Origin of the sequence: Candidatus Cardinium sp. TP (assembly GCF_025215055.1) — a bacterium.
In the GTDB taxonomy this organism is placed as follows: Bacteria; Bacteroidota; Bacteroidia; order Cytophagales; family Amoebophilaceae; genus Cardinium.
In genome coordinates this window covers 17,104-41,494 of the sequence record NZ_JANAVR010000005.1, presented here as the reverse complement: position 1 = coordinate 41,494, position 24,391 = coordinate 17,104, and the positions used below count along the sequence as shown (strand labels likewise).

At 39.7% G+C, this 24,391-nt stretch carries 21 protein-coding genes; 9 read left to right on the top strand and 12 right to left on the bottom strand.

Features of this window, described 5'->3' with window-relative positions:
• Positions 1–237: 237 nt before the first annotated feature.
• The 6 genes from NLX65_RS01530 to NLX65_RS01505 form a co-directional block, all read right to left on the bottom strand.
• Positions 238–549, bottom strand: coding sequence for a hypothetical protein (locus tag NLX65_RS01530; protein ID WP_260536437.1), 312 nt, complete (start codon positions 547–549; stop codon positions 238–240).
• Between the two features lie 13 nt (positions 550–562).
• The gene (locus tag NLX65_RS01525) at positions 563–943 is read right to left on the bottom strand and encodes a hypothetical protein (protein WP_260536434.1); all 381 of its coding nucleotides are present in this window, start codon (positions 941–943) and stop codon (positions 563–565) included.
• Positions 944–1,482: 539 nt separating this feature from the next.
• Positions 1,483–1,608, bottom strand: a complete 126-nt coding sequence (locus tag NLX65_RS01520) for a hypothetical protein (RefSeq protein ID WP_260536431.1) — start codon at positions 1,606–1,608, stop codon at positions 1,483–1,485.
• 847 nt (positions 1,609–2,455) lie between these two features.
• Complete coding sequence (gene murA / locus NLX65_RS01515) at positions 2,456–3,754, bottom strand: UDP-N-acetylglucosamine 1-carboxyvinyltransferase (protein ID WP_260536429.1); 1,299 nt, start codon at positions 3,752–3,754, stop codon at positions 2,456–2,458.
• Positions 3,755–3,785: 31 nt separating this feature from the next.
• The gene (locus NLX65_RS01510; RefSeq protein ID WP_260536426.1) at positions 3,786–4,382 is read right to left on the bottom strand and encodes a DUF4290 domain-containing protein; all 597 of its coding nucleotides are present in this window, start codon (positions 4,380–4,382) and stop codon (positions 3,786–3,788) included.
• A 34-nt stretch (positions 4,383–4,416) separates the two neighbouring features.
• Positions 4,417–6,684, bottom strand: coding sequence for an ATP-dependent helicase (locus tag NLX65_RS01505; RefSeq protein ID WP_260536424.1), 2,268 nt, complete (start codon positions 6,682–6,684; stop codon positions 4,417–4,419).
• 239 nt (positions 6,685–6,923) lie between these two features.
• Here NLX65_RS01505 and NLX65_RS01500 point away from each other — a divergent pair, with 239 nt between their 5' ends.
• Both NLX65_RS01500 and NLX65_RS01495 read left to right on the top strand, forming a co-directional pair.
• Positions 6,924–8,255 carry a putative lipase gene (locus NLX65_RS01500; RefSeq protein ID WP_260536421.1) on the top strand — a complete coding sequence of 444 codons (1,332 nt, stop codon included), beginning with the start codon at positions 6,924–6,926 and terminating at the stop codon, positions 8,253–8,255.
• A 57-nt stretch (positions 8,256–8,312) separates the two neighbouring features.
• The gene (locus NLX65_RS01495; protein ID WP_260536418.1) at positions 8,313–9,704 is read left to right on the top strand and encodes a CCA tRNA nucleotidyltransferase; all 1,392 of its coding nucleotides are present in this window, start codon (positions 8,313–8,315) and stop codon (positions 9,702–9,704) included.
• Between the two features lie 397 nt (positions 9,705–10,101).
• On the opposite strand, the gene NLX65_RS01490 is transcribed toward NLX65_RS01495, so the two are convergent.
• Positions 10,102–10,632, bottom strand: a complete 531-nt coding sequence (locus NLX65_RS01490) for a hypothetical protein (protein WP_260536415.1) — start codon at positions 10,630–10,632, stop codon at positions 10,102–10,104.
• A gap of 545 nt (positions 10,633–11,177) precedes the next feature.
• Between NLX65_RS01490 and rfbD the strand changes: the two genes are divergently transcribed.
• The 4 genes from rfbD to NLX65_RS01470 all read left to right on the top strand — a co-directional run bounded on the left by rfbD (position 11,178) and on the right by NLX65_RS01470 (position 15,246).
• Positions 11,178–12,056: a dTDP-4-dehydrorhamnose reductase gene (rfbD, locus tag NLX65_RS01485; protein ID WP_260536412.1), complete on the top strand. Its 879-nt coding sequence runs from the start codon at positions 11,178–11,180 to the stop codon at positions 12,054–12,056.
• Between the two features lie 204 nt (positions 12,057–12,260).
• Positions 12,261–13,571 carry a ribosome biogenesis GTPase Der gene (gene der, locus NLX65_RS01480; RefSeq protein WP_260536409.1) on the top strand — a complete coding sequence of 437 codons (1,311 nt, stop codon included), beginning with the start codon at positions 12,261–12,263 and terminating at the stop codon, positions 13,569–13,571.
• A gap of 284 nt (positions 13,572–13,855) precedes the next feature.
• Positions 13,856–14,749, top strand: coding sequence for an MlaD family protein (locus NLX65_RS01475; protein WP_260536406.1), 894 nt, complete (start codon positions 13,856–13,858; stop codon positions 14,747–14,749).
• Between the two features lie 131 nt (positions 14,750–14,880).
• On the top strand, positions 14,881–15,246 hold the full coding sequence (locus NLX65_RS01470; RefSeq protein WP_260536404.1) for a hypothetical protein: 366 nt from the start codon (positions 14,881–14,883) through the stop codon (positions 15,244–15,246).
• A gap of 407 nt (positions 15,247–15,653) precedes the next feature.
• Here NLX65_RS01470 and NLX65_RS01465 read toward each other — a convergent pair whose 3' ends face one another.
• The 5 genes from NLX65_RS01465 to NLX65_RS01445 all read right to left on the bottom strand — a co-directional run bounded on the left by NLX65_RS01465 (position 15,654) and on the right by NLX65_RS01445 (position 18,899).
• The gene (locus tag NLX65_RS01465) at positions 15,654–15,977 is read right to left on the bottom strand and encodes an RING finger domain-containing protein (protein WP_260536401.1); all 324 of its coding nucleotides are present in this window, start codon (positions 15,975–15,977) and stop codon (positions 15,654–15,656) included.
• Between the two features lie 120 nt (positions 15,978–16,097).
• On the bottom strand, positions 16,098–16,325 hold the full coding sequence (locus tag NLX65_RS01460) for a hypothetical protein (RefSeq protein ID WP_260536399.1): 228 nt from the start codon (positions 16,323–16,325) through the stop codon (positions 16,098–16,100).
• Positions 16,326–16,515: 190 nt separating this feature from the next.
• Positions 16,516–16,707, bottom strand: a complete 192-nt coding sequence (locus tag NLX65_RS01455; RefSeq protein WP_260536396.1) for a hypothetical protein — start codon at positions 16,705–16,707, stop codon at positions 16,516–16,518.
• A 172-nt stretch (positions 16,708–16,879) separates the two neighbouring features.
• Positions 16,880–17,140: a hypothetical protein gene (locus tag NLX65_RS01450; RefSeq protein ID WP_260536393.1), complete on the bottom strand. Its 261-nt coding sequence runs from the start codon at positions 17,138–17,140 to the stop codon at positions 16,880–16,882.
• 70 nt (positions 17,141–17,210) lie between these two features.
• Positions 17,211–18,899 (bottom strand): ABC transporter ATP-binding protein, encoded by a 1,689-nt coding sequence (locus NLX65_RS01445; RefSeq protein ID WP_260536390.1) that lies wholly within the window; start codon positions 18,897–18,899, stop codon positions 17,211–17,213.
• 626 nt (positions 18,900–19,525) lie between these two features.
• On the opposite strand from NLX65_RS01445, the gene NLX65_RS01440 reads away from it, so the two are divergent.
• The 3 genes from NLX65_RS01440 (at position 19,526) to NLX65_RS01430 (ending at position 24,149) form a co-directional block, all read left to right on the top strand.
• Complete coding sequence (locus NLX65_RS01440) at positions 19,526–20,332, top strand: glycogen/starch synthase (protein WP_260536387.1); 807 nt, start codon at positions 19,526–19,528, stop codon at positions 20,330–20,332.
• 91 nt (positions 20,333–20,423) lie between these two features.
• The gene (locus tag NLX65_RS01435; RefSeq protein WP_260536384.1) at positions 20,424–21,536 is read left to right on the top strand and encodes a hypothetical protein; all 1,113 of its coding nucleotides are present in this window, start codon (positions 20,424–20,426) and stop codon (positions 21,534–21,536) included.
• 15 nt (positions 21,537–21,551) lie between these two features.
• The gene (locus tag NLX65_RS01430; protein WP_260536382.1) at positions 21,552–24,149 is read left to right on the top strand and encodes a UvrD-helicase domain-containing protein; all 2,598 of its coding nucleotides are present in this window, start codon (positions 21,552–21,554) and stop codon (positions 24,147–24,149) included.
• Positions 24,150–24,391 lie beyond the last annotated feature (242 nt).

Sequence of the window (24,391 nt, the reverse complement as noted above, 5' to 3'; positions counted from 1 at the left end):
AAAAGCTAGTCCTTGAAAAAAATAATCAAATCGCGTACCTTAAAACAATACCTGACAAACTAAACTTAACTGACAACTTTAATACTTAAATTTTTACTGCCTGTCAGATTAAATCTTAACTAATACAACTAAGACAATGCTATAAATAAAAAATTTATTCTTAAATAAGTAATGCATATATTTCTTTGCCTTAAATTACTACATATTTCCACTAAAATAGTATATAATTTAGGACAATTATTTCGCCTTTATCTCTCTTAAAGCAGTCTCTGCTTTTTCCAGAATTTTCTGTGTTCTTGGGCTTAGTAGCTCGTTAATATTGACCATACTCATAATTTCTTGAATAGTTGCCACCGTTTTATTCATTAAATTCCTGGAAGTTCCATGAACTTTTGTTTCTTGTTGAACCAAAAATCTATTCCTTGCTAAGATAATCTCTGTAGCCACAATAATGCTATGGACAACCTTATCTAAAGGCCGTTTTTTATTTAAAATAGCAGAGGTAGAAAAGTTTTCTGGCTTGCACAACGCTGTATAGTTATAGTGCATATGGCAACGCTCGTCAATAAATAGTTGGTGGTGGGGTTAATTCATGTAATGGTAATTCAGCAATATCTGTTTGATCTAGTTCCCCGTGGCCACTTATCCAAATCAGACCTATACCAGAAGAAGATGATCCCCCAAATGAAATATTTTGATCTATTTTTCTGCTTTTTCTTAAAAATATCGTATGGATGATTAAATTAAAAAGTGCTTTTAACTCGGCACTTGATTCTCTTAGATGGAGATAGCCTAGCCTAAGTGCTTCTAGATGTTGTGCGTGTTCATCCGTTGGATAAGCCTCCCCAACCATAGACTGTTGATGTATATCATCTAATACATTATGATCACTTTCAGGATTTAATTTTTGCCATATGCCAATAGTATCGGCAATAAAAGACACAGATAAGGTACCTGGAATAGGTTGGGTTGGTTGATGCTTTTTTTAAAATTTAAGGTAAAATGGTTTTAATTCATCTGTATTAGATATATCCTTGCAATTCATAAATTTTTTGGACAAGATGTAAACATTTTTAATAGTCTCCTCTATCCCGAATATATTGAACATATGAAAGTATATTATTTTTTATAGCAAACAACCTAATACAGACAAACTATTTTACACAATCTTACGCAAAGCTTTTTTTAACATGCATCATATAATAAAGCAATAACATGGAATGCCTTAATATAATATATCTATTCATCCATGTGGCCACGTTACTCTAAAACAAGAAAAAAGATGCTTTATAAAAAGAGAAGGTGCCTTGGAACAAGCTGCTGAAAATAGCTGATTCCATCAGTACTTGATTTTTTACTTCTTTATCAAGAATAAAGTGTAATATAAATGATTTCTTTACCACTGTGTTGAATAGGTAAGACTCAATATTATTGCTTTTAGATAGAATCCTTATCACCTATACCAGTACACACCATGCTGCTTTATTCTGCAAAAGCAAGCATATTGAATTTAGTATCTTGATGTTCAGTTTCCATAATAAGTACTTGCTGCTCCGCTCTGGCAATATCGGATGGCTCTATAGTCCCGATTATATTTTTAATGTTCATAATAGATTCTGTTTTATTAATGGTTAAAACTAAGACTACTATGTTCTAGTATGACTATTAAGTCATAGCTATGAACTTAATAATTACTATATAAAACATTTTTTAGATTTGTGCAATAGTACTCATGTTCCACGAAAGACTAAAAATACCTTATGGCTTAAAGAAATTGATAATGGAATTATCCTGCAGGTGATGCCTGCAATGGCCTAAAAAAATCGGACAAAAATATTTTAATGTATTTTCTGTAGTGTTTGTTTATAACATGAGTTATGGATTTATTTATTTGGTTTACACTGATTTAATATCTATCCGTTGGTTAGTATTTGCGCCTATTTAAGAGGCATTTTTATCAATATTATATATATGTATATATATAATATACTGGTTATCATTATAATATAATTTTAAATTACCTGTTTAAGTGTATCTGTTCACGATACTGGTTAATAATGAACTTTATCCCACTTTTTTCTTGATAAAAAAGTGGACAAAAAATCAAGCCCTCGGTAAAAAGTCGCTGAAAGTGCCATCTTACAGATGGAAAAACAGAATCCACCCCCAAAGGGGGCTTGAAAGGAAACTGTTTTTCCTAATCATCTGTAAAATGCCACTTTCTAAACCGCGACTTTTTACAGGGGCGTTGTTCTTTTAACGCAAAAAACCACTGCGCTGAACACATACAAATGAATTTCCTAGACTAGGGGCAACTATTAAAAACCTATGAGTGTCTACCTTAGGTCTTAAAAAATGGGGGATAGTAAATGGGAAAACAAAGAAAACAAGTTTAAGGAAAATTTGTCTTAACACATCAACCCACTATAGTTGGCGGCATGGTTCGAATAGACACCTAAACCCTTTCAATAGAGGCACCTAAGGCATTGAGGCGTTGGTCAATGCATTCATATCCTCGATCAATTTGACGAATATTTTCAATCGTACTGGTACCTTCTGCCGCTAGTGCAGCAATTAATAAAGCGATGCCTGCTCGAATATCGCTTGAACTCATATGAATGCCATGCAGCTTATGGCTGTTGCCTAGGCCTACTATATGTACCCTATGTGGATCACATAATACCAGTCTTGCACCCATTTCAATCAAATGATCTACAAAAAAAAGCCTGCTTTCAAACATTTTTTGATGGATTAACACATGACCTTGTGCATGTACAGCAGCTACAACTGCAATACTCAGTAAATCGGCAGGTATGCCTGGCCACACTGCATCGTAAATCGTTACAAGATTCCCATCCATTTCCGGTTGAATATGGTAAACAGACTGGGCTGGAATATGTAAGGTGTCTTTCTTTTTTTCTAGAAGAATACCTAGTTTTTCAAAGCAATACCAAACGGGTGCAAAAAGTTTAATAGGCACATCTGTAATGGTTAGTGCAGATTGAGTTGCTGCAGCCAACCCAATAAAACTACCGATTTCCAACATGTCTGGTAAGATGGTGTGGGTAGTACCCTGGAGTGTGTGTACACCCTCTATGGTTAATAGATTAGAGCCAATACCTGTGATGCGTGCGCCCATAGCCACTAGCATATGGCAAAGCTGTTGTACATGTGGCTCACAAGCTGCGGGGTAAATAATGGTTTTGCCCTTGGCCATGCTGGCAGCCATAATCAGATTAGCTGTACCTGTGACAGATGCTTCTGGCATTAGTACATCGGCTCCTTTCAATGCATAGCATTGAGCAATCCAATTGGGTTTAGCAGCATGGAAAGCAATACCTAGCTGCATGAATCCTTCGAAATGCGCATGCAGCCCCCTGCGCCCAATCCGATCTCCCCCAGGTTGCGCTATAACTACTTCCCTGAAACGGATTAAAAGAGGGGCCAGTAACATAATAGAACCCCGTACTTTAGTGTATTCCTCTCGAAAGGCCGCGGTAAGCATGGCGTCTTTGGTAAGGTTCGCAGCACAGAACTGATAGGTGCCATGCCCTAATGGGGTAATTTGAACGCCTAAAAGCGCTAGCAGCTTCATTACACTTTGGACATCTGTAATATTGGGTACATTGTGTAGCGTTACAATGTCATCGGTTAATAAGGTGGCACAGATCACCTGTAGGGCTTCATTTTTTGAACCTTGTGGTTTGATGGTGCCAGACAACCGATGCCCTCCATGGACAATAAATTTATGCATGGTGCAATGGAGCTTGTTGATATAAGTCGGACTACTTTTTAGCTGTATTGGTTTTTAGGTATGGTCTGTTTCTAGGCTTTTGCCCATTTGCACCTTCATCTGGTAGGGTGCGTATAATGCCTACATCCAGCGTTGTACCCTCTGGCAGCATGCGCTTGATGTCTTGCATGATTCTTTCATTGTTGATGTAATCGTTGTTCCATGTATTGCTAAAACGACGCATGAGTTTGCCCACTGCCATCAACATTTGTTCTTGTTCTTTAAGTGTCGGTAGGGTAGTGATTTTTTTAAGGAGTGCCTCTATATGCCGTCCATAATACTTGTATCTAATCAGCTGCATACAGGGCATATGTGTATAATGCTGTTGGCTGCTTACCCTTTTTATAGGTTTAGGCGTAGGACTATCAATATCTAATTTGTAATCCGATAGTATAAAAAGATCATCCCATCGTTTTTGTGGCGATTCTGCATTGGGGTTGACCACTTCCATCAGTTTGACAATACCATGGGCTTGTTGTGTACGAACCGCTTTGTCCTCAATGGTGGCAAATTGCTCCATAAGCTTTTGTATATTTCTACCATATTCTTTAAGCATTAAAGGGGATCGAGTTGTATTATAGTCGTACATTGTGGGTTATTGGGTTATAATAAATAATATTTCATTAGGCCTTCTCTATTATAGGCAGTATGTCTAGCTTTGCATAATTTAACAAGAGGGTCTTTTCTCCAAATTTATGAAAAAGAATCACTGCTTTACGCATGCCTGCAGTTTCGACTACCTTCAAAATTTTTCCTGAACCAAAGTGGAGGTGATGTACCATATGTCCAACTTGTAGGGCCGTTGGCCCAATGCTAGACTGGGCGGGTGCAGCTCTCCCTATTTTGCGCATGGAGCCGCCTAGCTTGGACTTTTTAATGGACTGAGCGGTAGCTGTAGATTGCGCAGGCTTAGTGGCCCTTTGTGCCGTTGTATGCTCCGCTATCTCTTTTAAAAAACGACTGGGTTGCACATGGGTTAATTTACCAAATCGGTATCTGCTTAAAGCGTGCGATAGCGTTAACTTCAGTTGTGCACGGGTAACGGCTACGTAGAAAAGGCGTCTTTCTTCTTCTAAGTCTGCTTGGCTGCCCAACATCATAGCAGAGGGAAAAAGTTCTTCTTCCATGCCTACTAGGTATACGTATTTGAATTCTAGTCCTTTAGAAGCGTGAATAGTCATTAGGGTTACCGCGTCTTCATGGACATGGCTTTGATCTGCACTTGTCAGCAATGCAATTTCTTGTAAAAAACTACCTAGGCTTGGATCATTGTTTTCAGGTTGGTCTACAAACTGTTTGATGCTGTTCAGTAGTTCTTGGATATGCTCATAGCGGGTGCGTCCTTCTACGGTTTTATCTTCATGTAGTTCCTTGAGCAAGCCAGACGCTTTGGCTATATAGGCTGCTATAGTATATGCATTTTCGTTGGTCTGTTTTGCGGTATCAATAAGGGTTACAAAACGGGAGACAGCTGTTGCAGTGGCGCCACGTAAAAAATCATTTAAGTCATGCAGTACCGTCCAGAGCGGGCGTGCGCTTTCTGCTGCAATAGAAAATATTTTATCAATAGTAGTGGGCCCAATGCCTCGTCTAGGGAAATTAATAATCCTTCTAAAGGCTTCTGTATCATTTTGGTTTACTACAAAACGCAAATAGGCTAAAAGGTCTTTGACTTCTTTGCGCTGGTAAAAGGAGAGCCCACCTATGATTTGGTAAGGAATATTTTGTTTACGTAATGCTTCCTCAAAGTTTCTGGACTGATTATTGGTACGATATAAAATAACGAAGTCTCGATAGCGCAGTTGGTTATTTAACGTTTCTGTTAGCAGCTGATTTACTACCAGCTGGCTTTCTTCCATATCTGACCTGGCCCTTAGCACCTGAATGGGTGCTCCCACGGGATTGGCTGTCCAAACCTTTTTCTTTAGCTGTGCTGCATTGTGGCTAATGATGTGGTTTGCTATATCTACGATATGTCTTGTAGAGCGGTAATTTTGCTCCAGTTTGATCATTTTGTGGTTGGGGTAGTCATGGGAAAAATGCAAAATATTATGAATATCCGCCCCCCTAAAGGCATAAATACTTTGTGCATCATCGCCCACTACACAGATGTTTTGGTGATGTGCCGCCAGTGTTTTGGCAATACGATACTGCACCAAATTGGTATCTTGAAACTCATCAATCAATAGATAACGAAATTGTTGTTGATACTTTGTGGCTAATGTAGGGTGATCATGGAACAACTTATGTGTTTGTACCAGTAAATCATCAAAATCCATTGCGCCTGCTTGTAAGCAGTGGCCCGTATACCTTAAAAATATTTCACTGAACTTAGGCATACGCATATAGGCATCTTCCTTTTGATAGGTTGGGTCCGCAGCGTAAACCTCTGGCTGAATCAACCTGTTTTTAGCATGGGAAATGCGGCCCAATATAACGCTTGGCTTATATAGCTTATCATCCAGGTCTAGTGCCTTAGTGATTTGTTTGATGAGCGATTTGCTGTCGTCTGTGTCATAAATACTAAAATGAGCCGGATAGCCTAAGCTATTGGCTTCTCTGCGCAATAATTTCATAAAAACACTATGGAAGGTACCCAGCCATAGTGCTTGGGCGCCATTACCCACTACGTCAGTGATCCTTTGACGCATTTCAGCAGCCGCTTTGTTCGTAAACGTTAACGCAAGGATCTGATGCGGCGCCGCTTTTTTTTCTTTCAGGAGATGGGCTATTCTGGCAGTTAATACTTTGGTTTTCCCTGAGCCAGCCCCTGCTACCACAATCGATGGGCCGTCGGTATGGAGGACGGCTTGCTTTTGCATTTCATTCAGTCCAGAAAGATAGTCTGGTTGTATAGCTGGTTCCATTGTGATGACGCTTTTACTTTTCATATTTAGTGCACGCTACGCAAGCATATGTGTATACCAGCGATTGTACCTTGCGACTGGCTAAATAAAGTGAGTAGGGGAACAATTTAATAAATAGTTGGCTAAAGGGCAAACAAGGATGCGCGGGTAGCCTGCTGATGCGCTACATTTTTATAAAATAGATCAAAAGAACTATATTTGTCAGACTCAAGCAAGACTAAATATTTTTATTCTATCAATTATCTTTACAGGATTTTATCAGCATGCATCATACCATAGGTCTTCGTAGGGACCTGATTGCCATTTGTCGATCTGGTTGGATTTTTTACCTTGTGCTAGGTATAGCTTGTGAAGGTGGCCGCTGTACGAATTACCACCATGAAAGGAAACAACCATCTGCATCAGATCTACAAATGGCATCAATTCCACAAGTGTTATGCAAGCAACCTCATACGCCTCCACAATGCCATAAGCGGAAAAACATAGACATAGAAAACTTAAATGATGTAGATGATCTAGCGTCTCCTATAAAAAAAATTAAACGCATACCTAAAGTAGAAGAGGGGAAGCAAGTGATTGTATGCCTGCATGGTCTGACTAGGGTCTCCTCTGACTTTGATACGATGAAAGCAATTTTGCAACAAAAATTCCCCCATGTGCCTATCCTTGCATTAGAACGTCTGAACAAAGATTTTACGCATTCAGATAAATCCTGTAATCTCACTGTGAAATATTCCATCAAGGCGCAAGCTAGTGTAGCTTATGAAGAGATTAAAACAAAGGTCCCTCGTGGTAGTGAGATTATACTCGTAACCCATAGCCAAGGAGGATTACGGGGTTTTGCCCTGCTTAAAGAATATATGAACCGTTTGGAAAATGAGTGTGGGATCGTTGTCCATCAATTGATCACTATAGCTACACCCTGGAAAGGCGCTCCAGTATTTGGTCATATTAAAGATGTGAAGCACTTTAATCAAACATTTGATCGAATTGTACCAATCTTAGAGCGTATAAGGCAAGGTTATAGTGAGTTTGTAAGGGGATATTTTTTTAAAAAAGCACCGGGAATTGCAAAAAATCACCCTGCGGTATACCAACTACTAGCCCCATGGGCTAGTAAGTTTAAAAATGTAGAAGGTATGACAGATTTAGACCCAGCAAGTGATTTTATGCGTTGTTACGTTCCCTTAGGTCTTAAGGATATGGAGGTGCCTATTACTGCTATTGCTACTGTTTTAATTGATTTCTCGCAGTTGTTTGATTCATTTGAATCCCCTGTTAGGGCGCAAGAATTGGCTGAACTCAATGCTACTTATGCAGCGTTGATTGGAGGGGATCCAAAGTGTGAGCATGATATGTTGTTGCCTGTTGCTACACAGCATGCAGAAGGGTTGGTGACGAAAAATTTTAAACGCATCAAGGTATATGGTGCCTGTCATGGTAATAAAGTAGGTATTACGGTGAAGCGTGGGCTTTCTGCACTCAATAATGCCAAGGTGATACAAAAAGTAGCTGAATCTATAGAAGAAGTTTTTTATGAGCATAAAGAAGAAGCGAATATAGCACAAGCACCGTCTGAGGTGGCTACTCGTTAGCTGTCTACAAATATATTAAAACATAGAATTGTGGAAAGTGTAAAAAGTAAAGACGCTATGGTGCAGTTCGTAGTGCACCATCCCATTTTGCGTCAAATAGGGGAGATGGCAGATGCGTTGCAACTAGAAACGTATGTAGTAGGGGGATTTGTGCGTGATTTGTTTTTAGGACGTGCTTCTAAAGACATTGATATCGTTTGTGTAGGGGATGGTATGGCATTGGCAGAGGCAGTCGCAACCTACAGAGGTGTACCTGTTCGTCTATTTAAAAGTTTTGGTACAGCTATGTTGCAGTGGGATGGGTGGGTCATAGAGTTTGTAGGCGCTAGAAAGGAGTCTTACCTGTTGACTTCCCGGAATCCCAGTGTCTCAACTGGTACACTTGCTGATGACCAAATGCGGCGGGATTTTACCATTAATACCATGGCTATCTCCTTAAACAAAGCAACCTATGGGCGATGCATAGATCCATTTCATGGACAGCAAGACTTGATAGATGGGTGGCTAAGAACGCCTTGTGATCCTGTACAAACCTTTTCAGATGACCCATTGCGCATCATGCGTGCCATACGTTTGGCTGCTCAGTTGAATTTTAGGATCACACCAGAAACGTTGGTGGCTATGACCGCTGTTCGGGATCGCTTGGCTATTGTGGCGCAAGAACGCATTACGGAAGAGCTACATAAAATGATGGCCACGAATAGACCTGCTTATGGGTTTAAGCTTTTATTCGATACCAATCTATTATCGATTGTACTACCCGAATTGCAAAAGCTTTCAGGGAAAGAACAAATTGGATACCATTCCCATAAAGACAACTTTCTCCATACACTGGAGGTATTGGACAATCTGGTGCAGCATTCTGATAAACTATGGCTTCGTTGGGCGGCTGTCTTTCATGATATTGCCAAGCCATTAACTAAACAATTTGATCCGGTGCATGGTTTTTCTTTTCATGGTCATGAAGAACTAGGGGCCAGAATGTTGCCTAAACTATTTAAAAGGCTGCGTTTTCCTACTAGTCAGGAAGCCTTAGGATATGTACAAAAATTGGTTAGGTTGCATTTGCGTCCTATAGCCTTGGCCAAAGAGGTCACAGATACTGCAATACGGCGCCTTGTATATGAGGTAGGAGATGATTTAGAGGATTTATTTTTATTATGTAGAGCGGATATTACCTCTAAAAATGAAGTCAAAGTGCAGCAATATTTGGCTAACCTTGACAGCGTGCAAAAAAGGGTGGCGGAGGTAGAAGCACGTGATCAAATTAGAAACTTTCAACCAGTTATTACGGGTGTGGTTATTATGGAAACCTTTGGACTCAAGCCGTCCGCTCAGGTAGGTCGCATTAAGGAGGCCATTAAAGAGGCTATATTAGAGGGCAAGATTAAAAATGAATACCAAGAGGCGTTTGATTATATGTTGATGATTGGGGAATGTTATATGTGATACTTCAACAGAGGTGAGACATTTTTGTGTGATTCGTATAGGTTGTTAGAATAAAGGTGTAAGATTAAGTTTCGGTTTGTATTCATTTTAAATAATTTAATTATTTAATTCAATTTTTGAAATTTTTTATAAGATCAACAATCGTATCTATTTTTACACTTTGTTCTACGCTGGTTTTATTGTCTTTAGTCCTCATATTGATTGAGATGTGTATTTATGGATAACTTAATCAAGTTATCCATAAATACACATCATCACATATTAAATTATTAATTTAATATGTGATGATTAAGTAATGCAGAGGTAGAAATCCTGTCAAGTATACTGGACTGATTTATTCGGACCTTTTTTCCTTACTTTTATTTCCTATTTTTTCCCATTTCCTAGCCTACCATTTTTAAATGGTTCTCTCCATATCATCTACTATGTCTGCATACACATTATTTCCATCATGCGCTTTCTGTTTTTCTCCACATATTCTCTTCTTTATCCATGCTAAACCCCTTTTTGCTTTAGGTGTTTCTTTCTCAGTAGATTCCTTATGCTGGTTTGTATTTTGATCTTTACCACCCCTATGGCCTGTAGCGCTATCTTGTTGGATAGTAGTTGGCGTTGTTTGAGCATCTTGACTATTATCCGATGCCATAGTAGCATCTGTAGACTGCGTTTGACCTGTAGGTTTAATTTTAGATAGTGTACCATCTTTTATCCCCTGCTTATTTTTAGTCAAATCCTTTTTAACCGCTTCCTTTTTGAGACTAGCCCCTGGAGGAGATGACGACTTAGAAGCAGTTTTTTTGTTATGCTTAGTAATTTGTTGCTTGTGCACCTTTCTTTGGCTTGTTAGGCCACTTACTTCACCGCATTTGTTTGCTGTTAACAAAGGTATAAGTAATAAAAACATTAACTTTTTTGTATATATGTACATAATTACATAAGTTTAGGTCAGTGAAATTAACATAATGCATTATGCATTCAGTAATTCATTTCTTTGTTGCCGTCGGGTAGTATATTGGCACCCTGGCTAGGCTAAAAAAGTAGCCATAGTGGTTCCTATACGCAATCTACCCAGCTTACATAGAAAGAAATGGATGATTCAGCTGCTGGAATAGCCTTAAAGTAGCTAATGGGTCCTGCTTGCCCCATTGTTTTTATTTTGTAAAGTAACATAGGCGCTTTTGTTTTTTGTTTTGTAAATGTTTACTTTCTGCACGTACCATAGGTTGCCTACCTAAATGAACGGCTGGAGATCCCTTTGAGGTTATACATGCGGTTGCTTACACTTTTACTAACCTGGATGGGCATACTCCACGTCTAATGGTAATAAAAAAAAGATATTGTTGCAATGTTTTTGAGTTGTATTATGTCGGTTGGTTGTGGTTGCAAGCTGCATTTATGTGTAATAGGTTGTAGGATAAACCAAGGCTTTGTTTCGTTTAGTAAAGATTAGGCGTAAAATGCCACCTTATCACAATGGTTCGCTCTGTTGTTTTAGTGACTGGTGCAGAAGGTCAGTTAGGCACTGCGTTACGGGCTACCTTTAAGGCCCATGCCTTTCTTGTACCACGTTTTTACAGCAAAGCCATGCTGGATATTACAGATGCAGCTCAAATAGAGTCTTGTATCAAAGCAGATAGGGTCCAATACATTATAAACTGTGCTGCCTATACGCATGTGGCATTAGCAGAGCAAGCAGCCGCAAACTGTTTTAAAGTAAATAGCATAGGTGCGGGCTACCTGGCTGCATTAGCTGCAAAATATCGTATTGTGCTCTTGCATATTTCAACAGATTATGTCTTTGGCGCTACCAAAGGGCGTCCATTAAAGCCAAATGACTCTACGGATCCATGGAATCAATATGGTCGATCCAAACTAGCTGGAGAACAACTAATCGCCACACGTGCTCCCTCTTTTTATATCATTCGAACGGCATGGTTATATGGTGAAAAAGGGGATAACTTTTTTACAAAAATGGTTGCATTGGCTCAAAAAGAAAGTACTATTCACGTGGTTGATGACCAAATAGGCACCCCTACTTATGTCTATGACCTGGCTACTGCCATTTGGGAAATTATTGAAAATATGGCAAACAAGACGCACTATCCATCGGGTATCTATCATTATACCAATGAGGGGGTAGCCAGTTGGTATGATTTTGCCTATGCCATTCTAACTGCTTTGCCCCATCGTTGTTCCGTGGCACCCTGTGCTTCATCTTTAGCGCATCTGACAAGGCCTTACTACAGTGTATTGAGTAAGGCTTCTTTTCGAGAGGTGTTTCAAATGAAGATTCCCCACTGGCGCCATAGTCTTTCTATTTGCTTGAAAAGATGGCAGGATGCCTTGCCCTAGTCATCTCCCAAATGCATCTTTTGAGGGCGTACTTTGATCCATTACATTTTTGCTTTTGGCTATTATTTATTCTAATTTTAAAAAAAAATCTTTCTGGTGCGTACTAGTATGTATAAGCCACCTGTAAGGTGACCATGATGTGGGATGATCTACTAGAGGTACTAGGCTATTTTAGGTGCCATTCAAATTTCTTATTTTAACTTTATGGCAAATGTTGTGGCCCTTGTAGGTAGGTCTAATGTAGGTAAGTCCACCTTTTTTAATCGATTGATTGAATCAAGAAAAGCCATTATGGATGGTTCTGTCCATACAACTCGTGACCGGCATTATGGATATGCGCAGTGGGGCAATAGATCTTTTACGGTTATTGATACCGGAGGATATATGTGTGGTACGGGTCATACCTTTGAGCATGGGATTCGTGAACAGATTCAACTGGCACTTGATGAGGCCAACTTGGTCCTTTTTATGGTGGACTGTCTAGAGGGTCTAACCGATGCAGACAAGGATTTTGCGCATTTATTGCGCAAAATCAATAAACCTATTTTTTTAGTAGCCAATAAATCAGAAAGTGTCATGGCTGCGATGGTGGCACCTAGTTTTTATGCCCTAGGTCTGGGTACACCATTTCCTATAGCCGCTATAAATGGTTCGGGAACAGGTGATTTGCTCGATGCTTTATTGCCTTATCTAAAAGAAACCTCCGCAATTGATGCAGGACCAGATCAATTGCCTAGGTTCACCATTTTAGGCCGTCCCAACGTAGGCAAATCTTCTTTTTTAAATGTGTTATTGGATGAAAAAAGAAGCATGGTCAGTCCCATCTCTGGAACCACTAGGGATGCAATAGATACGGAATACAACCGGTATAATAAAAAGTTCATCCTTACTGATACAGCAGGTATACGAAAAAAGTCAAAAGTAAAGGATGCCATTGAGTTTTATTCTGTATTGCGTGCCGTCAAATCCATGCAAGACGCAGATATCTGTTTGATCATGATAGATGCCCAACATGGTATAGAAGCACAGGATATTTCACTGATTGCACTCGCACATCGGTATAAGAAGGGTATGGCCTTAGTGGTGAATAAATGGGACTTGATGGATAAAGAGGTGACAACCGCTGAGGCCTATAGAAAGCACCTATTGCGTAAGCTAGCCCCTTTAGACTATTTGCCTATTCTATTTGTTTCAACGGTAAAGAAACAAAGGGTTTACCAAACCATTGAAAAAGCCCTTTCAGTATATCAAAATAAGATAAAAAAAATTCCCACTTCTGAGTTAAACAAGGTCCTTTTACCTATTATTGAAAACAATCATCCACCTGCTGTAAAAGGAAAGTATATCCAAATTAAATATTGTACACAGGTGACGGCCCATGCGCCTACATTTGCTTTCTTTTGCAATCATCCAGCCTATATTCAGCCGAATTACAAAAGCTATTTAGTCAATCAACTTAGGGCTCATTTTAACTTTGAGGGGGTGCCTGTTCAAGTCGTATTTAAGAAAAAGTAGGGTGGTAGTATAGCTTTACTGTGGCCATGTGTCATTAAAAAGCATTGGTTAGCTGTAACTCATTTAGTTATTTTGTATAATTGTACATTAGACTTCTTACGAGGCGCACTTATATTTTTGTAGGGGAGGCGCTCTGCAAAGCCGCAATGCATGAGATGTAGGTGAGGAGATAAGCACCGGATCTATATCCACATAACCAGTAGTGTTTTGAAGTCAGTCTATATGTAATATGGTTTTGTATTTTATACCTTTACCTATTACTGAAACATACAAAAGATACCAATATGAAAATCAATAAGAACTATATGATAGGCCTATTAGCCTTCGCTTCCTTAGGTATTTTATATTATGGTTTTTTGTTCTTGAAAGGCCACAATATATTTTCTAAATATAATGATTACCAAATTATTTATCCTGTTAATAAGAACTTGTATGTTTCTGCTCCTGTCAAGCTAAAAGGTCATGTAGTAGGAATGGTTACAAAGGTAGAGATTAAGCCTAAGCAGAATTACAGCACACTGGTGACCATTGAGTTAGATAAACAATTTCCTTTAACTGATACCAGTAAGGTTATGTTGAATAATGCGGGTATGATGGAGGGCAATGCTTTGGAAATTGAGCTACACAAAGGCAACCCCATCGGTAAGCATGATATTATCATTGGCCAGTTGCATCCGGATTTTAATGAAATTGATCTTAAGGCTATGACGGCCCAGGTAGCAACGGTTACACAGAATCTCATCAAAACGACTGAGGGGGTGAATTCCATTTTAGTCAATCTTGAAAAAACAAGTGCTACCTTACATACTGCTATCGATGAGCTTGAACACAACATTACCACGATTGCAAAAAATATGATTGCGATTTCTTCGCCATTGGCAGACTCAAAAAGGGGTATACCTGCTATGTTGCCTATTTTGCATGGCCTGCTTCGAGAAATCCGCTCTATTCCCTTTAAAGATCTCTCTTTTAGGGTTACCAATATGTTGAAAGATGTAGAAACATTGATCCAGCATACCTCTAATGATGTGGGAAGTTTTGGTCTATTGATCCATGATCCAACGCTCTATCATAACCTGAACCATAGTGCAGAAAATTTGAATGCATTGCTTTTTGATCTCAAAAAGCGGCCATCGCGCTATGTACATTTTTCTCTATTTGGGTGTAGAAAAAGATAAGTAAAAAGTATTACGCAGCTGGTTGGTCAATGGCGTCAACATGGATGAATCACACTATTTTTTGTATTGGTAGCATGGGCGTATCTACTAGGTTCATGTGCACTGTTCTTTCAAACTAAGTTGTCTAATAGTTGTTGGGCGTACTATTACAAAAAAAAAATCAGGAACTAAAGGGTGATATCCGCTTAGCAACTGCCCATAATAAGGTAACCACTCAGAACTGGATAGCTGGAGAGTCTTTTCAAACTTTTCAAGAAGCTAGCCACACTTTTGTAGATGGGGTTGCTGTTTTTTTGAATATACTTTTTACGGTCATTGCTTTTACATGTGTATTTAGGCATACAGACCTCCCTAGCAGTTTGTTCTGCGCTGTTCCTTGTGCCCTATCGATGAGACTAGCAAAGCCCTTGATCCATAAACTATCCAATCAAATACAGTCGCAGAAACGTATGTGTTCAGCGCAGTGGTTTTTTGCGTTAAAAGAACAACGCCCCTGAAAAAAGTCTCGGTTTAGAAAGTGGCATTTTACAGATGATTAGGAAAAACAGTTTTCTTTGAAGTCCCCAAAGGGGGCGCTTCCTGTTTTTCCATCTGTAAGATGGCACTTTCAGCGACTTTTTATCGAGGGCTTTATTTTTTGTCCACTTCTTTATCAAGAAAAAAGTGGGATAAAATTCAGTATTAACCAGTATCGTGAACAGATACGCAGAAACTGGATGCTTTACATGCCGTTCATCGCATTTGGGATAATCTATTTTTTGGTAATCAACAATATGCCCAGGAAGCACAGCACATAGCTAAACAGCCGATAGAACTATCGCGCTGAACACATACAGCCATTTCTATCTCTGTGTTAGAATAGATGTCCCTTAAGTTGACGACATTGGCTGATCAGACACTATGTCTATTCAAGCGGATGGCGTCTGCAATTGGGGCAGGACATGTTTGTCTTGAGCCATTGCTTGATACAGTTTACATGAAAATAGTGACCACATGGTAAGCAATAGGCAGCGTTTTCAAGATATATGCTACAAGTATCTTCCTGCAATCCTATTGCGTTGTGTTGCGTTTCTATTTTCCTTGTCTGCATTTCCTCTAGGACCTGCTCTATTTGTGTGGTGCGTGTGGGCATCGATTGCCTTTTATTGAACCTAAACCAGATGACCAACCCTAGCATAGTAAAATAGCATAAGATAACGATGGGCCTGCTTTTAATTTTAAATACCATATATGTATCGTTACGACAATGTTAACGGTTGATGAAATAGGTACGCCGTGGCAATACTATATTAAATATAAAACATTATGCCATCATAGCTTCAGCAAATATAATTCTATCTATGCTACCTTAGGCATAATGGTTTAAGACTTGGTCCCGATGCGCTAAAATAGCATGTAGATAAGCATTGGTTACAAACCCAACTTCTTTCTCGGCAATTGCTACAGAAAAAATTTCTTTTAATGTGGATAGATTCGGCTTTGCTAGCGCTTTTTTTGTTTGCTCAGCGGAATATTTTGCACATGGCCAAGCCGTATAGCGGTCATCTTGCAGCCATTGCATTTTGATAAAGTACATAACGTAGCGATTTCCATTTTTTTATGCGCTCATAAAATGATGTTGAAAAGAGTGCGCCAAATTTTTCCTTTAATACTTTTGAGGGATGATCCTTGATCGCTATGGCTTCATTAAAAGGAAAAGGTTTGTCTCTATCATTGGTATGTAGCTGATGGCTATATGTGCTGCGTATAAAAGGCAGTGCGCCATATTATGCGTGTTGCATATACCTAATGGATTCATTGTCAATGGCTACAAGAGAAGTTTTTCCTTCATGTTTCGTAATCAATACATTACCAGGACAAACATCACAGTGGCCAAAAACGAAATAAAAAATCTGAAGATTGGCCAAGTCTTCAGGGTCAACTTCTTGCATGGCTTGGTTATAAGTTTCCGGGTCCAATGGGTCTATGGTTGTGTCGATAAACAGCTGTAGGGATCCCTTTCTATGTCCGATGGTCCGAATAATGGCAGGAGGGACATAGGGAAAACCTAATTAAAGAGAAGTTTGATAGGCGGCTACCTCTGCACAAGCGCTCCCGATCCAAATAGGTTTAAAAACAGCTTGTAAACCATTATCTAGTGTTACCAAGCACACTGGCGCTAGAAAAATATTTTTTCCCTTGACGGTCCAATACCCTATCCATCGGTTCCTTCTTGATGACTTTACCCGTCTCTAGTTCCAGAACTATTTTTTGATGTTGTTGCTGCGTATGGGTCACTCTTGCTTTATTTTGGGTAGCATAGATAGGAAATGCGACCATGGCGCAAATCATACCATGCAAGAGATGTTGCATATAGGACATAAATGTAAAGTTTAGTTGAGATGAAGCCATGATTAGGGTTACCTTTTTATTGGTAAAAGGTAAGTAAAAAATAAGTCTTAGGCAAAAAGTGGTCTATGGCCTATTCTGGAAGAAATCCATCTGCTTGCATCTGCCAGAGTTTTGCAAAGTGTCCTTTTTGCGCCAATAGGTCTGGTACGGTGCCATCTTCAATAATTTTCCCCTTGTCAAAAACCAAAATCCGATCCATATAATGTAAAGTAGATAAACGGTGTGCAATGACCAAAGTAGTGGAAGGTTGCATGACGCTTGTTAAATTACTTTGAATAAACTTTTCCGTAATAGAGTCTAACGCAGAAGTAGCCTCATCCATAATGAGTAGGGGCGCCTGTTTTAAAATGGCACGTGCAATAGCAATACGTTGCCGTTGTCCTCCAGACAGTTTGACGCCACGTTCCCCTACCATGGTTTGGAATCCCTTGTTGAACTGTTCTATAAAACCCATACAGTGCGCGAGTTGTGCTGCTTCCCGTACTTCTTCCGCTGTGGCATCTAAACGACCATATTGGATATTATCAAAGATCGTACGGTGGAAAAGCAGCGGATCCTGTGGAATCATCGCAATTTTCCTATGTAGAGAGACTTGTGTGACTTTTGAAATATCTTGGCCATCGATTAATATTTTTCCACTATCTAGGTTATACAACCGCAATAGGAGATGGACAAAGGTCGTTTTTCCTGAGCCAGAGTATCCCACTAAACCAACTTTTTCTCCTGCTTGAATCTGAATGGAAAGCTGGTTGAACACATTCGTTTTCGGTTTATAATGAAAGGTAATTTTATCCAAACAAATGGTCCCTTGTGGCACAAGCAACTCGGTTGCATGGGGGTGATCTTTGATCTCATGTGGCGTACTGAGTAGTGAAAGCGCTGCTTTAGAAACCCCCACTTCTTTGGCAATCTGGGTAATATGAAAAGCGCTGTGCCAAATCAATCCCATGAGATTAAAGAAAGTCATGGTGATAAGTGAGCAATCCCCTATGGTAATCCAGTGGGTATTCCATGCATAGACCAATGTGAATAGGGTAACCACAAGAAAGATTAAAGTCAGTAATCCTTTAAAAAAGTTATCTTTTTGAATCGCCCAAGAGGCTTTTTTAGACTTTTGTATCTCATCTGTTTGGTATCTATTCAGGTAACGTAGTTCGTAGGTAGTCCGTGCAAATAAACGTACGGCCAACATACAGCCTAGGCTATCCACTATTTGGCCATCTAATGTAGAAATCGATTCTGCATGGATTTTAGCTGTAGTATTGATATGTCTAATGTTCGCAATAGTTAACGCAACGAAAATGGCTACAAAAACAAGTAAGATGAGACAAAACATCTTGCTTACCTGAAGTACGAGCCCCAATGAAATGCAAAAAGTAAGCATTGTACAGAAAAAATTACCTATTATAATATCTAAGATATGCTCGCAAGCACGCGGTAATTCTGCAATTTTATTGGCGAGTCCACCTGTCAAATGTTCAGAAAAATAGCTATGCGATTGACCTTGTGTATAGGAAAGGATGCTTTCTCGAATAGCTTTACGAAAGTTAGGCCAAACATAAATAGATATAATGCTATTCGCCCGAACGGAAATTTCCATCAGCAACCAAGAGGTTAACAAACCGATGAGGGGAAAAGCCAGTGGTTGAAAAGGTGTAGCCATACCTGGTGTAAGGGCTACAAGCCTATTGATTAATATTTTGACAAAGTAAGGGCATAACGACTCATGTAAGGGCCACAATATGAGGGTAAAAAACATAAATCCGAAACCAACGCGCTGCCGCTTTACAAAATACAGGATAAAGTTGAAAAGGGTTCGGGGTAAAGCGTTTATTTCTTCAGGCATTGCAATAATTTTACGGTTTCCTAATAAACAAATGGGTTAGGGTGTGTGGGTCCCATGGGCTGAACAGCTTGCTGTCTGACCATGAGGATGGTGCATTCTATGATTGCATCGATGCCATACGCTTCATAAATATCGTTAAAAAGCACTATGGAAGCAAGGTGGAGGCGTTAAACCATCAATGATGTCAATTGAAAAGAAATATAGTATTGATTTTTAAGTAAAATACTATTTTTATAGCTGTTGGGCATGCCATGCACTTGCGACCGCTTACATAGGCATATGGCTCCCATTGTAGGTTGACCCTAGATCAGTAACCCTATGCTGCACCCCTTTGTTTTTTATGCATACATGCCTATTTTTTTACGATATATTATACAATTTTTGGGTATATGTATCCAATATGTATACATCTGTGCAAGTCATTAAGACAAAAAATATTTAACATGCGTGCTTTTAAAGAATAGAAAAAATGATTAAATTTAGGCTCTGTTTGCTAAGATGCCTGTTTTTAATACAACCATTCAAAAGTATCTTCCATTATGTCTCTACAAAGGATACTATATGTTGCCAGTGAAATAGCTCCTTTTTTGGAGACTTCTCTTGTATCAGATTGCGTACGTAAGTTACCTGAAGCCATGCAAAGCAGACAGATTGATGTACGGATTGTAGTACCTAAGTTTGGTACGATTAATGACCGTATGAATAGGCTCCATGAAGTGTTGCGTTTGTCAGGTTCTATTGTTTCGATCAATGATGTAGACCATTCTATTTCTGTAAAGGTCAGCACTATACCCAGTACGCGGTTACAGGTTTATTTTGTAGATAACGATGATCTATTTGGGCGTAGGCGATCAGTTTTTGAGGACCATCACAATAACTTTTTTGAGGATAATGACTTGCGTATGATTTTTTTCTGCACAGGTGTGATGGAAACGCTAAAAAAATTAGAGTGGGAAGCCGACATTGTGCATTGTCATGATTGGATAACAGGTCTGATACCTATTTTTTGGAAGAAGCTATATCAAGACCATCCGCTTTTTAGAAAAGCCAAGCTTGTTTTTACCGTTTATAACAATACTTTTTCGCATCATTTTCCTTGTTTAGCAGAAAAAATAGAAAAGGTAGGTATTGCTCAGGAGGATGCAGTATGGTTAACCCCGGGTGGTTTCCGCAATATTATTCAACTGGCGATGCATTATTCTGACCTAGTATTGCGTGGAGAAGCACTTGATGCTGTTGAATTTGAAGATTTGTTTAAAGACAAAGAACTCCCTTGGGTTCAAAATGATGAGCAATATAATGAGGAGTATTTTGAAGTGTACAAGCGTTTATTATCCCATGCATAATGCTATCAAGCAGCAAATTTTACCTATGTAACGGAGGATATAGGCCGATGAAACAATAAAAAGTATCTCTTGATCAAGCAAAAAGTTTGATATGTCGTCCTTCTTTATGCATTTGTTCCACTATTTAGGTTTATGGTTTCTTTTTTCTTTTTGTCCGCTTTTTGCCTATAGTAGTGATCGTCCGCTATCTGTGTGGCCCAATAGTCCATCGGTCAAATGGTTATGCACCATACGTGGGCAAAGTTTTATAGACAATACGGAGTATTTCAATAAAATCATCGAAGGAACAACCATTTTTGGGTTTAATTTTTTGCCGAATTTAACGCTTGTAATGGCTCAGGATATCAGTCTGAACTTGGGGTTCATTTGGGAGAAGCATTTTGGCCATGTGCAACCATGGCATGGCATTAGGCCTACCCTATCTATCTATTATCACCATCCACCAACTACTTGTATAGTAGGTATCTTTAGTCCTCAGACTACTCCCTTACTAGAACCGCTTTACCTACAGCGCAAGCCGTTTATCGAGGGATTGCATTTTAGGTTGGCAAAAAACAAAAATTATCTATCAGGGTGGCTCGATTGGCGTACTTTACTATCCAAAAAAGAGAACAAGCCAGAATCCTTTACCTTGCATTTAGAGGGCGCATGCTGCCAGGGCGATTCGAGTCGGACCGTTACGCTCCCCTTTCACCTGGCTGTTTACCATTTAGGTGGGCAGGGTATACAGGTTAAAGATTATAGTTTATGGTGTGGTGCAACTGGTTTTGCCTTGCGTTTTTCCAATTGTTTGGGTGGATCCATCTATGGGGCTAGTTATCTACTATTTAGTAGGTATATCAAAGCTATAGACCGTCCTTTTAAAGAAGGGTGGGGGCAATGGCATACGATTGATTGGCAGATGCCCTGGCTAGGCATATCGTTGAGTTATTGGTATGGCCATAATTTTTCTTCCGAAAATATGGGTCATCCACTCTATCAATCTATTCGTATAGAGGATCGGAGAGCGGTCTACTATGAGCGCATTAGAAGCCTTTTATTTTTATCCATATATAAACATTGGAGGCACCGTTCAGGTGTAACGATTCAAGCTGTTGTTAGACCCTATTACGATTGGAAGAATCGGTTGTTGGAGTATGGTTTTTCGTCTACATTAACCTATGCGCACGCTATTACCCTGCAAGAGGCAAACAATATAAAATAGCATACCAACCTTTTTATGGCTGAATTATTGATTTATCGTGCTTCTGCAGGTTCTGGTAAAACCCATGTATTGGTAACCCGTTACATTCAATGGGCCTTACGTTGTCCAGATGCTTTTAAGCATATCTTGGCGGTAACCTTTACCAATCGTGCGACCCAAGAAATGAAACAGCGGATTCTAGCCTATTTATATAGTTTATCTATTGGAGAAGAGGCTGTTGTACAAGAGATGTTGTGCCTAACAGGGTGGGGGCGTGCACAACTACAGCGGCGCGGAAAGGAAGTATTAGCTATGATGGTTTACCAATATGGTGATTTTTCAGTTACCACCATCGATAGCTTCTTTCATAAGCTTATTCAATCCTTTGCCCAATCGATGGGGTTGCCGCATCAGTTTGCCATTGAAATGGATGAGTCGTTGGCTTTACAAGAAACCATAGAGGCGTTATTTACCTTAGATGACCCTTTGCTGCAAGAATGGATGGTTGACTTTGCACTTACCAAGCTATTGGCTGGTAAAAGTTGGCATATTAAAAGCCACATTCAGGAGCTAGGTAAGGCACTTTTTAATGAATCATTTAAGCTACATGAACAAGCATTATTAACCGCTTTTGAGCAGAAAGAGAGATGGTTTCACTTTGTAACCACCACACAAGCATGTTGGCATGGTTTTGAAGAAAAGATGCAACAGCTTGGTCAAACTGCCCTCACCATATTGAAGCAAGAGGGACTTACACCAGCAGATTTTGCCTATGGTACTAAAGGGGTAATTGGCTATTTTTTAAAGTTAGCCAGCAAAAAAGAGCTACAGCCAACCAAACGAGCCCTTCTAGGAAGTGATGATCTAACCAGTTGGTATAAAAAAAAACATCCATCTGCTGCTATCGTTAGGGTAGTGGAGACGTTACTCCATCCTCTACTGATAGAGGCGATAACCTTGCATGCACAAGAGGGCTTAGCCTATAGAACCGCTATGGTTCGTGCCCGTTTTACCTATGCCTTTGGTATGATTGGTGCCCTATTGATAGGGTTAGAGCGGTATAGATCCCAAAACCATCTCTTGTTTATATCCGATGTGGCTGCCTTACTCTACCAAGCCATTCAAGGCAGTGATACCCCCTTCTTATATGAGCAGATAGGGAATCAATTCCATCATTTTCTTATAGATGAATTTCAAGATCTTTCTCTTTTTCAGTGGATGAATATCAAGCCATTGTTACGCAATGGGCTCGCACAAGGCCATAGTAGTTTAATAGTAGGAGATGTGAAACAATCTATTTACCGTTGGCGTGGCAGCAATTGGAAACTTTTGAACCATCAAGTAGCAGCAGAATTTAAGGAAAGCACCATCCATGGTTTAACTACCAATAGGCGCAGCAAAGAGGCGATCGTATTATTTAACAATTGTTTTTTTAAAAGGGCTGCTGGCCAATTGGTTGATTATCTCGAAGCCACTTTGCCCCCTATGGAGCCATTGGCGCATGAGTTGGCCCAAATGAGGCGCGCCTATGATGACCTCGCACAACAACCCGATGTGCAACCAGGTGGCTATGTAGAGCTTTTTTTACTTCGTTCTGAGCAAAAAGCAGATGATGCTATGGTTGTGCATACGCAACAAGCCTTTATAGCGTTACTAGAACGCTTGCAAAAAGAGGGCATTCCAGCAAAGGATATAGTGGTATTGGTGCGCAACCATCGTGAAGCCACTTTGCTAACCCAAACCACTGCTACCTATAAGGTCGTATCAGACCATGCCTATGCTTTAGGGAGTCATATCGCCATAAAAGTACTTATACATACATTGTATTATCTTCATAATGAATATGATTTGATTAATATAGCTGCTTGGATAGAGACCTATGCTAGTTGTACCTCATCCAGTATAGGGCACCATGATAGATTGTACAAAGCAAGCGATATAGACAAGCTCATTCCCCACTCTTTTTGGGTCCAAAAAGAGTTTTTAAAAAATACATCCGTTTATAGCTGTGTGCAGCTACTGATTGCCTGTTTGTTTCACCTCCCTCATGATTTTGGCGATGTATTGGCTTTTTTCCAGAGTATCGTTTTAAATGGTTTCCTTACCGGCACTACTTCTATAGAAGCCTTTTTAGTCTGGTGGGAGAAAAGAGGTCGCATGATCAAACTACCCATTAGCCATCAGGACCATGTGATCAAAGCAATGACCATTCACCAAGCCAAGGGGCTAGACTTTAAGGTAGTCATCATCCCTTTTTGTAGTTGGGTTTTGGACCATCCTTCCCAACATGGCCCCATCTTATGGAGCCTACACCATGCGCAACCTTCCTATTTTCCTATATGGCCGATAGGCTATGGTACAGCACTCAAAGAAACCCATTATGCGCAAGACTATTACTTAGAACAAATCCAAATCCATCTAGATAACCTCAATCTCCTCTATGTAGCGTTTACAAGAGCTGCTGCACAACTCTATGTGATTGCCCCACTGCCAGGTAAAATGGAAGGTATGGCTACCATTGCTGATGTAATCTACCAATCCTTGCAGCCAACAGCGCATTTATCTAGCGTAGACCTACCATGGGTAGCTGATGTAGAAGAAACCGTTGCAGGTACTAGGTTTTGTTTTAGCTAATCTTATTGAGCTGTGTGATGTAATCATCAATATATTTTTTTATCCGTCCTATTTACGTATGTGTTCAGCGCGATCGTTTTTGCGTCAAAAAAACGCCCCTGTAAAAAGGCGCGGTGTAGCAAGTTGGCATCATGCAGATGATTAGGAAAAACAGTTTCCTTTGAAGCCCCCTTTGGGGGCGCTTTCTGTTTTTCCATCTATAAGGTGACACTTTCAGCGGCTTTTTACCGAGGGCTTGATTT